Here is an 11,797-nt window from a genome sequence, read left to right as displayed (position 1 = left end):
ATTCTGGCAAGCCTCCCTCTCCGCGCCGTCGACGCGTGAAAAAAAGTAGACCTGCCGCAGGGGCAGGTCTCAGCCGAGGAGTCGAGCGTGCTCGACGTAAATACACCGGTTCTCGATGTAGTCAAGTCCGGCAGCATGAACGATTCGTTCGGCGTCCTTGCTCGACAGACCGAGCTGGTTAAAGACGAGTCCGACATCCCCATGACGGACCGCGTCCTCGGCCACGCCGGCCAAATATTCGTTCCGGCGAAACACGTCGACGATATCGATTCGTCCCGGGATGCTCTCGACCGTCGGATACACCTTGCGGCCGTTCCACGTCTCGAGCGTCGGATTGACAGGGATGACCGTATACCCTTGCAGGAGCAAATACTCCGCAATCTGGTTGGCGGTCTTGTTCGGGTTCGATGACACACCGACGACAGCGATCGTCTTCGCTTCAGCGAGATGTTGTTTCAAACGTTGGTCGTCCATCCTGAAATCCCCCTTTTGTTTACGTTCTCAGTGTAACGTTACCTCGTTCCCCGTTTCAAGCTTTATTTTCGCTTAACGGATGAACGGCTGTCGAAACAAAAGTTTATATCCCTCATAGTGGTTTACATAATAATGTATTGTCACCCTGTTGATTCGCTCTTAAATCGGAAGATGCCACCACGTCTGTTTTAACGAATCAAACGACGCTTCTATAAACCTTGCGTGAAATATCTATTTCACGCAATTATAACGTCCTGAAATCAACGTTTACAGAGAGTGGATTGACTCGATTCTCGAACAGGCGTAGGCAAATCCTTACAGTTTCGGTATACTGGAACGAGGAGGTGTTCACGTGGGGACTGCCTATGAGGAACGTCGCGGTACACTGTATAATTACCGCATCACTTTTTACGGGAACGCGCTCGCATGGCTCATCCATGTCGTGTTCTTGGTCACGTTTTGGCGTCTCGACGTCACGGTGCTCGCCTGGTCGAACGTGTTCAGCGTTCTTTATTACACGCTCTCATTTTATTTCGTACATAAACGGTACTACCGGACGTTCTTTATCGGACTGTTCGTCGAAGTCGTCTATAACGCCATCATCTCGACGATCGTCCTCGGGTGGGGCGCAAACGTCCATTACTTCATCATCATGGTGGCGTACGGTGTGTTCTTCATGCCGAACGTCAGCCGCTTGGTCCGCGTCATGTCGACCGGGCTCGCGATGGCGATCTACGGGTTCCTCTACTGGAACGTCACGGTCGGGACACAGCCGCTCGCCCCCATGATCGAGCAAGTGATCGGGCTGACTTGTCTGCTGTCGACGATCGCACTCATCGCCGGGCTGACGTTCGTGTTCGAGAACTCGGTCGTCGAGGTGACGACCGAGTTAGAACGGTCGAACGAACGCTTGAACGTCCTCGCTTCACGGGACGGATTGACCGGGCTGTATAACCGGATGACCGGCTATCAACGAATCGAGCAAGCCATCGCAGAAGCGGTCGCAGACGGCCGCCCATATGCCGTCGCACTCGCCGATATTGACCACTTCAAAGCGTTCAACGAGCGCCACGGCCATGATTGTGGCGACCTCGTCCTCAAACAAGTCGCCGCCGCCCTCGAGCGGACCGACGGGATCTGTGTCCGTTGGGGTGGAGAAGAGTTCTTGCTGTTCATGAGCAATCAGACAGCAGATGAGGTCGCAGAGACGCTCGACTGTCTCCGGGAACGGATCAAGACGACCGAGACGATCTATGACGGGCGTCGCCTCAGTGTCACGATGACGTTCGGCGTCTCGTGCCGTGACGGATTAGAGGCCGTCGACACACTTGTCAAAGAAGCAGACGACCGCCTCAGGGCCGGGAAACAGGCCGGTAAGGACCGGATCGTCACATCGATCAGTTAACAAAAGGAGAGATTTTTTGAGTATATTCCGCCAGCTCGGGCAAGCGCCGGCACGTGTCACGACGCAGCGTTTCAAGCTGAACGGATACGAGCGCATGCCCGGCTTCATCCAACGTTTCTTGAACCATTTGGCCGCGAAACACTATTCAGAACAGACCGCGCAGCGGTACTTATACGATTTCTTCGACTTCTTCCGGTGGGTCGAGGCCGCGAGCGCATCCGAGGTCGACCCAACCACGGTCGACCTCGCCTCGTTCGTCGAACTCGATTATGCGGGCGCGGATGCCTATGCGTCCTATCTCGCGCTCGAGCTCGATAACGCCCCGAGCGTCATCAACCGAAAGTTGTCGACGATGCAGTCGTTGTTCAACTTCTTGATCGAGTCCGGGATCGCGTCACACAACCCGTTCCAAGCGGTCGAGCGCCCAAAGCGCGCCAAACGGAACCCGGTCTATTTGACTGAACACGAGTGGCTCGACTTCTCGACGCTCGTCCGCAGCAACGTCGGCATGTCCGACCGCGAGGCGAGCTGGTACGAACGGAACCGCGACCGTGATTTTCTGATCATCCAGCTGCTCGGACTGACCGGGATGCGCGTCTCCGAACTCGTCGGGCTCGACTGGAGCGACATCGACCTCGCGACCGGGACGATCCGTGTCATCGGGAAGGGGAACAAAGAGCGGGTCATCCCGCTCGCCTCCCCGCTCGAGCCGTTGCTGCTTGACCATCGTCAAGACGGGACCGGGCCGCTGTTCCGTTCCGAGAAAGGAAGACGCATCTCCGTCAGGACGGTGCAACACCTGCTCAAAGGACATATCGACCGGTTGAAACCGTATCTCCCGTTCTTGACCCACAAGCAGGTCACGCCCCACAAACTTCGCCACACGTTCGCTTCCCGGTTGGCGATGAGCGGGGTCGACGTCTTGACGATCCAACAACTGCTCGGTCACGAGTCGGTGGCGACGACGCAAGTCTATGCCCATATCGGTGACGAGAAGAAAAAACAAGCGTTATCCGGTTTACGATAATATGTTATGTAAACCATACTGTAAAAGCACGGCCCTCTACGAATCGAGGGCCGTGCTTTTACAGTTGTTTCGTCGACAAGATGACGATCGTCTCGTCGAGTACCGTATAATAAGCGTCTTCGAACGTCTGTCGCTCGTTCGCCTCCAAGTTGAAGATGCTGACCCCGCCGTTGCGCCCATCGGCCGATTCGTGGATGAAGTAGTTCGCGTCGAGCACCCGTTCGAACGGTGACGTGTCCAAAAATCTCGCCCCGGTCGTCGCATCGATCAACTCCGTATGCTCCATCGATTCTTCGACCTTGATGAAGATGGTCGAACTGACGTCGTCATACGTGAAATCGATCGGCTCATAGGCACCCCAGTCGACGACGGCGAGCTCGTGCAGGACGTCCGGTGCCGCCAGTTCGTACACCGTCTCCTCATTGGCTGCGTCGATGAACGCCGCAAACCGGAGTTTTTTGTCACGCTCCCCGAGATACTGGACCGTGTCCCCCTCCCCTTGCAACCGGATCAAATCATCGAACGGGATCTCGTCCGCTTTCGACCAAACGGCCTCGACCGCCTCGTCGAGCGGACAGATGAGAATCGCTTCGGAATGGTCGATCGGGTCATCGGGTGAGATGCGTCCCGATTCGAGCGCGTCATAGTAATCAAACTCGTCCAACCGTGCGTTACATACAATGTAAGACACGCCTTCGAGCTCCGTCGTGAACAAATACAGTTCACGGAAGCGCCCGGCATGGCCGACGAGCCGCTCGTCACGAATACGTTCTTCGCGGGACGTCTCGGCGTCGAACAGCCACGCCTCGTCCGTAGCCTCGAAACTCGTCAAAAAGAGGAAGTAACGGTCGGCGAGCACCCAGTATAACGTGCTGTTGCCCCGTTTCTCGAACGTCGTCAGCACTTCTTCATCACCTGTACGGTAGTCGAACGCGATTAGTTCCGTGCTCACGACCCCCGTCCGGTCCGGGTTTTCGTTCAAAAAGTAGACACGGTCGGCGCTGATGAACAGTTTTGATATGCCATAGTCTTCGAAGACGCGGCGATTGATTTGCGTGATGGTGCCATCCGCTTCATCGTATCGAAAGATGGAAAAGCTCGTCTCCCCCGTCTTCTCACGGTAGTACACGGACGACTCGGTGACGGCGATCAAGTCTTCGTGGCTGATTGACATGGCACGTGCATCGACGATTCTCATAGAGCACCTCTTTCATAAGTGGATTCGATCGGTTCGACTGTGACGATACCGGGAGGACGTTTCGGGAACGAGATCCGAAGGTGGGCGTACTCGATGATCGACTGGTGAGAGTCTGCCTTCTCGACCCAGCGGATCCGTTGCTGGTTCGCGAGCGCGTGGCCGATCTTCTCTTCGATTTGAAACTTGGAGATGCCGCGATAAGCGACTTCTTGAATATAGGTCGACTCATCGGACTCGAACTGCTGCCACACTCCCATGACGAGCTGTCCGAGGGCCGAGACCCGGTTCTCGGGTAAACGGACCGTGCGCAACGTCTGCTCGACTTCTTTCAGACAGACGACCGGGTCGTCGGCGACCGCGAACAGCCGCTTCGCCGAGTTGTTCATGACCCGATAACGGCGCTTCCCGCTCTCGAGCCGAAGCACTTGGGCGTACGGTTCGACCGGTACGCCGTGGAAGAACGTGTCCGTCCCGCCCCAGGCGAACCCGAACGACGGGTCGAACTTCCGGATTGTTCGCATGAACGCGAGCATGAAGTCTTCGACTTCCCTGCGCTCGAGCCGGAGCCATTCGGCGAGCGCCAACGGTCCGTGCTGTTTCGAGATCCGGTCGACCGGAAAGAACAGGTCCCCTTCGGCGAGACGGTGAGGGCGCAGTTCGACCCCATCGGCCCGGTAGTCGGTCGCTTGACGGCCGCTGCGCCCCGCATAGATGATCCACTCGTCGTCCGTGCTCTCGATGGCGTACGCCTGATGCGCCCAAGGCGGCGTCACATATAGCGCCGGGAACTCCTCATACGTCTCGAGATGCAAGTACGAGCGGTCGTTCCAGATTTGGGCGAGCAACCGGACGATCTCCCCCGTATCCGAGTCTTTCGGGGCGATATAGTTGCCGGTGTTCCCGATATAGGTCAAGACGTGGAAGTCGTAGGCGTGGTAGAGATGCCGGACGATCCGTTCGAACACCGCTGCGATCATCCGCTCGAACAGCGGGTGGTCCTCGCTCCGGTCGACCGTCGTCGCATCGACGGTACACATGAGCCAGCCCATGCGCACATACAGCCGGATGCGGAGCGGATAAGAGATCAACGGCGACGAGGACGCGTGGATCTCCGTCATTCCGATGTTGGCCATATTCTCAACCTCTAGCGTAAACCCGCTACGCCTCAGCTGCTCCTCCATCTTCTTCTTCCAATTGATCGTCTCCATCTGCCTCACTCGCTTTCTGTCGCCACGTCATCTTGACTGACTCGTTCTGAAATTTTTCCCGTTTCTCGTTTCATACAAACGCTTTTCCATCGGAATGGGTCTTGATCCGTCCGAGCGCCTCGTCAACGATCGTCCGGGATGTACCGAAGTTGAGACGCTCGAACGTCGACGCCGCCCCCCCGAACGGAACACCCGGTGACAAGAAGACCCGCACCTCCTCGTGGAGCCATTTCTTCCGAGCTTCGGGCTCAAGGCCGAGCGCGGCGAAATCGATCCATAACAAGTAACTCGCCTCCGGTATGAAGCACGTCAGCCGGGGTAACTCGGCATTCAGGCGCTCGACGACATAGGTGGCTTGTTCCTCGAGCTCGGCCGTCAGCTGGTCGAGCCATCGTTCCGCCCGGACGTCTGTGTAGGCGGCGATGATGGCAGTATTGGCGAACGGTGTCGGTAGGACGTGGTGTTTGTTTTGGACTTGGATGATCCGTTTGCGCCAGGCGTCATCCGGACAGATGATGTACGACGCGAACAGGCCGGCGATGTTGAACGCCTTCGACGGGGCGCTCACCGTGATGACCCGGTCGTCGAGTCGATTGATCGCCGTATGATGCTGCGACGGATACGTCAGATCGGCATGGATCTCGTCGGCGACGATGATGACGTCGTACGTTCTCGCCAACTCGACGACGCGCGCGAGCTCGGACTCTGTCCAGACGCGACCGACCGGATTATGCGGTGAACAGAGCAAAAACAGTTTCGCCTGTCGCATTGCGTGTTCGAGGGCGTCAAAATCCATCTCATACTTGCCACCGACTTGTTTGAGCGGGGCGTCACGCACAACGCGTTTCAACCCGGTCACGAGCTCATGGAACGGTGGATAGACCGGGGATTGGATGACGATCCCGTCCCCTTCCTTCGTCAACGCCTCGACGATGTGGGTCAGTCCGGGCACGACCCCGCTCGAGAACAATACATGTTCGGGGGTGACGTCGAGTCCGTGTCTCCGCCCGTACCAAGAGCTGACGGCTTCCTGGGCTTCTTTCGCGAACATCGTATAGCCGAACTCTCCTGTCGCCGCACGCGCCGCGAGCGCTTCCGAGATCGAAGGTGCCGTGCGGATATCGATATCGGCCACCCAGAGCGGCAGTACGTCAGACTTCACATGGAACCAGCGCTCGAGGCCGTCCCATTTCACCGAGTCGGTGCCGACCCGGTCAAGCGGTTGATGTAAGATTGATTTCATAGTGATCCCTCCTGTCCCTACTGTAACAAAAATTGAAGCCACTGGTCGTCAAAAGCGTGGCGGATTTTCGAGACGTCGGCTATAATCGACCGAGAACAGTGTTTGGAGGTGACAACGATGAGCGTAAGTATTATCCGCCATAAACGGCGAAAGAAAGCGGCTTTCTACATAACGGCCGAAGGGATCGAGCTCCGCATCCCGGCCCGACTGTCGAACCGGGTCGTCGAGACGATCTTAAGCGAGCATGCGGACTGGATAAACGACCGGCTCGCGGCATTACCTAAAGCCCCGTCATTGCCGAACGACCGGCTCCGTTATCGAGGTGAGACCGTGCCGCTCGTGCGCACGAACACCGTTGACGCCTTCGACTACGACGGGACAGCTTTCCGGTGCCCGGACCGGTGGGACGAGTCCAGGATAGGGGCCGCCTACGAGGTGTGGCTCCGTGACGAGGCGCTCACTTATGTCACCGGGCGGGCGCCCCACTATGAACGTCTGCTCGGGGTGAGTGCCGCGCGCATCCGCATCGGCCATCAAAAGACGCGCTGGGGCTCGTGCCGCTCGCGCGGAACGATCTCGATCAACGTCCGGCTCATGCTCGCCCCGGTTGAGGTGATGGATTACGTCATCGCCCATGAGTGGACGCATCTCGTCCATTTCGACCACTCCAAATCGTTTTGGTCGACTTTATCCTCTGTTTATCCGGACGTCGATGGTGCGATGGCCTGGTTGAGACAATACGGTCATACGCTCGTCGTCAAAAAAACCAATTGAGCGGACTCGCCACCGACGACGGTGGCGGTTCCTTCAATTGGTTTTTTCGTCAGATCGCCGAAGTGAACTGTTCGGCCGTCCCGTTCAATGACTGAGCCGACTGCTCGATCTTCCCGAAGCGTTCGAGCGTCGCTTCCATGATGTTGACACTCGCATGAATGTCTTCGTTCGATCGTGAGACGCCGTCGACGATCGAGGCGAGCTCTTTGTTCATCCCCTCGGTATTGGCCCGGACCTCGATGACGGCGCGCTCGACGAGACGAGACAAGTTACGGACCTCGGTCGCGACGACGTTGAAGCCGAGGCCGTGTTCACCTGCCCGCGCCGCCTCGATGGCGGCGTTCAGTGACAACAAGTTCGTCTGGGCCGCGATCTCTTTGATCGTGCTGGCGATTTTCGTGATTTCTGCCGCTTGGTCTTGAAGGTTGCCGAGCGTCTTCAAGTTTACCGATGCGTCCGACTCGAGCCGCTCGATCGTCTGCTTCAAATGTAGGCTCTCCTCCATGCCACTGCGGGCCCGGTCATCAAGATTCTCGGCCATATCACGGAACGTGCGGGCGTATCGTTCGATCGTCTGTTGCCGCTCGGTGATGTCCGAGGCGATCTTGACGACACCGATGACGTCATCCCCCTCATAGATTGGCATATACGTCGCCTCGAGCCAAATCGAGTCGCCCCGGGCGTCGACGCGCTCGATCTTGTCGGCCGAGCTGAACCCGTCGAACAACTTGTTCCAAAACGCTTGATAGTCCGTACTGTTGACGAAGTTCGGCGTACAGAACAGATGGTGCTGCATCCCGATCATCTCGTCGCGTTTGTATTTCATCGCCTTGGCGAAGGCGTCGTTCACATCGACGACACGGCGCTGGCGGTCAAATCGAATCATCGCCATGTTCGCTTCGATGGCGCGAAGCACGTCTGGTGACGATAGGCTGACATCTCTCGTTTCAATCATTCCGATAATTCCCACCTTTATAATTTGAGTTATTTCAGGACATTTTTCCTTTGTTAGTACAATCGAATTCAAGTGTAACTTGTGACAAAAGTCCTGACTAGCGCCGTTTTTAACAGTAAGTCAATATCTTGAGTTTGAAGTATTTACCAACTTCATCACAGGTTATCAGACAATGAATCGCAAAAAAAAGAACTCCTTGTTTACAGGAGTCCCATTCGGACCTTTTCGTGAAACTGACGGTGCTAATCTTGTAAAAAGATTTGCTTCTACATAGTTGTCGATTCTTCGGTCAGTTGCGCGCGACTGGCGGATTCATCGACGCCGCCAATCGTCGCTGCAGCCGAAGTCTCATCAAACCAAACGCTCTGCTTACTCCACGGCACCGGGAAAAAGTTCATGGAATATTTTCGCACCTTCACTCGACAACTTGAACTGTTCGTCCGTGTTCATATCTTTCACGAAGACATCAACTTTCTGCGAACGTTTGTGGTAACTCAACTCGAACTGTTGACCTCGATTTCCTTTCAGCAGCGTCAAATACATGTACTCTCCCGCTTCCCCATTCTTGGTCGAAGGTGTCCCCGTCTCGAGCGCCTCGGTCAATCGTTCATAGCCTTGCCCCTCGATGCTGACTGCGTCCGGATAGTAAAACGGGACACTGGGATGGTACGGGTATTTATGGACATAACCGATCGAGACGGCATCGGTATCGGTCGGCTCCGTGATGAATGGATTCGGTTTGAATCGAATCGAGATCGTCTTCGTCATCTTTTGACCGTTTGACTCGTAGGTTAATTCGTATAACGGAAACGGTTCGAGCGGTTCGAGCGTACCGCCTTCAAGAAGCGTCCGGACACTTAAGTTGTCGACTCCGTCCAGTAATTCGCCATCGTTCAACGAATGCTGTCCATAGTGAATCCCGTCACTCGACATTAACATGTATGGCGTCTTCGTCTTCGTGCCATATCCTAACGCAACATGAGTGTCCTCCCTGACCACGTAAGGAGCAAAATCTAAATACGGTGTGAAGACCCCGTCGTCCCCGATTCCAAACTCGATGGACCCGTTGAAACCGGGCGAGATCGTATAAAGACTGTTCATGAACGGTCGAATGGTGAGGTCTTGCCTGTAAGAATGGATCGCTTCTTCCCGTGATAACCTTTCCCGAATTTCTTCTGTCCCGCTTACTACGCTAGGTAGCAACGAGATCTCGCGTGCGGTCTCGTCTTTCAAAAACTCCGGTCTTTCCTCCAGCTTGACCGCCCGATATCCCTCGACATGGTCCGACTTACACAGCGCGTAAACGGCATCACCTTCGACGAACGATGCCTCATTGAAGGCGTATGTTTCCGTATCGGGCTCAGTGAACGGCATTCGGCTTGCAAACGTCACGCCAAGCAAGGATAGATGGTCCTCCTCGATGTCGTTGAGTAACTCGCCTTGTTCACAATAGGTCAACACGTCCTTTGCCTTGATTGCCTGCACTTCAAGGTCGAGTGTGATGTGCTCTGCCGTCCAATGGGCCTCGACAATATCATATCGGACTACTTCTTGGTCCCGGACGCATCCTGCGGCCAAAACGATTAGCGATAGACCGATTCCTAATCCGAACTTTTTCATCAGTTCACCTCAATTCTTCGGTTTCTTCTTCAAGTCGGGGAAGTAGGACAAGAACGTCTCCGCCCCTTCGCTCGTCAGTTTATACGTTTCCTCAGTAGATTGGTCCGTCACGTAGATATCCAGTTTCTTCGATCGCTGTTTATAAGTCACCTTGAATTCCTGACCTTTGAGCCCGTCGACGATCGTTAGAAGCGGATAGTCGCCCTGATCGCCTACACGTTTCGTCGGCTCGGCGGAATCGATTGCTTGAATCAGATCATCCATCTCGTTGCCGGCCGCACGCAACACAGCGGGATAGGATACTGTCGATTCGTTGTCAAACGGTTCCTGATGGAGATACACGAGCGGCCCGGTCACAATCGGCATATACTCCTCGTCAGGGTGTGTCTCGAGCGTCTTTCGTTCATCAGTGGACAACAGCTTTGCGGCACGATATGTGATGCTTGCTGTCTCGGTCACCCCTTCTCCGTCGCGGGTGTAACTGAACTCATATAACGGATAGGTCTTATTCGGCACGAGTTCCGTGTCAAGCGGGAGTCTCTTGACGACGAGGTCGTCATACGTCGGTTCTTCTTTCGTTGGATCATTGATTGTATGTAACGGACTGACCGAAACGTAAAGGTCAGCAAGTAGTAATAACACGTATGGTTTGGCGTCACGCGAATCATAGCCAATGGCTAATTTGACATCTTCCACATCCGCCATCATCGGTTCGAACGCGAACAAAGGGAATTGGCTCGGCCGATCCCCGACGGTCAATTCGATCTCTCCGTGGATCGCAGGAGAAAACGCCATGACCGTATCGGGAAACGGCTCGATTTCATTCCCGGCCTCTGTCAATTCATCAGCATTTTGCACGGCGAGGCGAGCGGCTTCGTCTGCTGGACGGACAGACGGATAGTGCCGAATCGAATGACCCGCAGTCAAATCGACGAACTCCGGGAATGCATCGACCATTTCCACTGAATAATGTGGTGAGGCCATATCCCGACACATCGCATAATTTTCGTCCCCTTGTATGTATGTCACGGCTTTAAATCCATATTCCCAACCCGTGTCCGTCATCGGATGGCGGCTCGCCACGACCGTATCGAACACAGTCAGGTCGCCCTTCAACTCGGTCGTCAAGTCCCCAGTGCAGGCCGCGAGCGTCTCACCGGCCGATTCGAGCACCACTGGTTGTTCTAGTGAGTATTTGCTGACGGTCCAATGTGCGTCGACATACGACAAGTTCACGACGTCTTGTTTCTCTTCCCCACAACCGGTTAATAAACCAGTGGAGAGTAAAAGTAATCCGACTAGTTTTTTCAACTCATCCGCTCCTCAAAATCTATTTGTACCAATTTTACCATTATATTACTTTGGAGAGGGTATGAAAAACCCGCCCATGAAATTGGACGGGTGCGATGAATCGATTAGATGCTGTTATCGATGGCGCGTGTCAGTCTCGTCTCGACATCCAGTGCGATGGACTGGAGCGACTCGTCCTCGATCAATTCGATCAGTTTCGTCGGTTTCGGCATCCCGACGTGGGTCGCCCCGTCTTTCGTGAAGACGGCGAGCTTGCACGGCAGGAAGTAGCCGCCCTCACGGTGCGCCGTGATGACTTTCTTGGCCTCTTTCGGGTTGCACACTTCGAGGATACGATAGTCCCCGTCGATGGCTTCACCTTTCTCTTTGAGCGTATCACTCAAGTCGAAATCCCACAGCACGCCGAACGCTTCGTCCTTGAGCGTCGCTTTCAACTTTTCGACCACTGCTTCGACCGACTGATCCGTCTTCACCGTATAATCAAACATGTAAGCCCCTCCTTGTTTGTTGTCTCTCTCGTCATGTACCCGAACTCGCTTGAAACGAATCGTTCCGACGATTTCGAAAAAAGTATATGTGATT

The 11,797-nt window shown here is 55.1% G+C and carries 11 protein-coding genes; 3 read left to right on the top strand and 8 right to left on the bottom strand.

From position 1 onward, the window contains the following. Window positions 1-69: 69 nt before the first annotated feature. Window positions 70-474 (bottom strand): CoA-binding protein, encoded by a 405-nt coding sequence (locus KNP77_RS00235; protein ID WP_016508698.1) that lies wholly within the window; start codon window positions 472-474, stop codon window positions 70-72. Window positions 475-826: 352 nt separating this feature from the next. On the opposite strand from KNP77_RS00235, the gene KNP77_RS00230 reads away from it, so the two are divergent. Both KNP77_RS00230 and KNP77_RS00225 read left to right on the top strand, forming a co-directional pair. Further along, window positions 827-1,879 carry a GGDEF domain-containing protein gene (locus KNP77_RS00230; RefSeq protein ID WP_131505067.1) on the top strand — a complete coding sequence of 351 codons (1,053 nt, stop codon included), beginning with the start codon at window positions 827-829 and terminating at the stop codon, window positions 1,877-1,879. 16 nt (window positions 1,880-1,895) lie between these two features. After that, on the top strand, window positions 1,896-2,906 hold the full coding sequence (locus KNP77_RS00225; protein WP_070327241.1) for a tyrosine-type recombinase/integrase: 1,011 nt from the start codon (window positions 1,896-1,898) through the stop codon (window positions 2,904-2,906). Between the two features lie 58 nt (window positions 2,907-2,964). On the opposite strand, the gene KNP77_RS00220 is transcribed toward KNP77_RS00225, so the two are convergent. The 3 genes from KNP77_RS00220 to KNP77_RS00210 form a co-directional block, all read right to left on the bottom strand. Next, a complete protein-coding gene (locus KNP77_RS00220) occupies window positions 2,965-4,104 on the bottom strand; it encodes a hypothetical protein (protein WP_214887609.1) in 1,140 nt (379 codons plus the stop codon). Further along, window positions 4,101-5,312, bottom strand: coding sequence for a hypothetical protein (locus KNP77_RS00215; RefSeq protein WP_131464974.1), 1,212 nt, complete (start codon window positions 5,310-5,312; stop codon window positions 4,101-4,103). The genes KNP77_RS00220 and KNP77_RS00215 overlap by 4 nt, the downstream gene beginning before the upstream one ends. A gap of 70 nt (window positions 5,313-5,382) precedes the next feature. Further along, window positions 5,383-6,555: a MalY/PatB family protein gene (locus KNP77_RS00210; RefSeq protein ID WP_214887606.1), complete on the bottom strand. Its 1,173-nt coding sequence runs from the start codon at window positions 6,553-6,555 to the stop codon at window positions 5,383-5,385. A 117-nt stretch (window positions 6,556-6,672) separates the two neighbouring features. On the opposite strand from KNP77_RS00210, the gene KNP77_RS00205 reads away from it, so the two are divergent. Next, window positions 6,673-7,329, top strand: coding sequence for a M48 family metallopeptidase (locus KNP77_RS00205; protein ID WP_214887603.1), 657 nt, complete (start codon window positions 6,673-6,675; stop codon window positions 7,327-7,329). A 49-nt stretch (window positions 7,330-7,378) separates the two neighbouring features. On the opposite strand, the gene KNP77_RS00200 is transcribed toward KNP77_RS00205, so the two are convergent. The 4 genes from KNP77_RS00200 to KNP77_RS00185 form a co-directional block, all read right to left on the bottom strand. After that, window positions 7,379-8,284: a methyl-accepting chemotaxis protein gene (locus KNP77_RS00200; protein WP_214887600.1), complete on the bottom strand. Its 906-nt coding sequence runs from the start codon at window positions 8,282-8,284 to the stop codon at window positions 7,379-7,381. Between the two features lie 369 nt (window positions 8,285-8,653). Then, window positions 8,654-9,904 (bottom strand): hypothetical protein, encoded by a 1,251-nt coding sequence (locus KNP77_RS00195; protein WP_214887597.1) that lies wholly within the window; start codon window positions 9,902-9,904, stop codon window positions 8,654-8,656. Between the two features lie 9 nt (window positions 9,905-9,913). Beyond that, window positions 9,914-11,215: a hypothetical protein gene (locus tag KNP77_RS00190; RefSeq protein ID WP_214887594.1), complete on the bottom strand. Its 1,302-nt coding sequence runs from the start codon at window positions 11,213-11,215 to the stop codon at window positions 9,914-9,916. A 104-nt stretch (window positions 11,216-11,319) separates the two neighbouring features. Beyond that, entirely contained in the window at window positions 11,320-11,703 is a 384-nt protein-coding gene (locus tag KNP77_RS00185; RefSeq protein WP_070327234.1) for a DUF302 domain-containing protein, read from the bottom strand. Window positions 11,704-11,797: the final 94 nt, after the last annotated feature.

This window comes from Exiguobacterium sp. s142, assembly GCF_018618455.1.
Classification (GTDB): domain Bacteria; phylum Bacillota; class Bacilli; order Exiguobacteriales; family Exiguobacteriaceae; genus Exiguobacterium; species Exiguobacterium aurantiacum_A.
The sequence above is the reverse complement of the archived record's forward strand: the minus strand, read 5'-3'. Positions and strand labels throughout refer to the sequence as shown.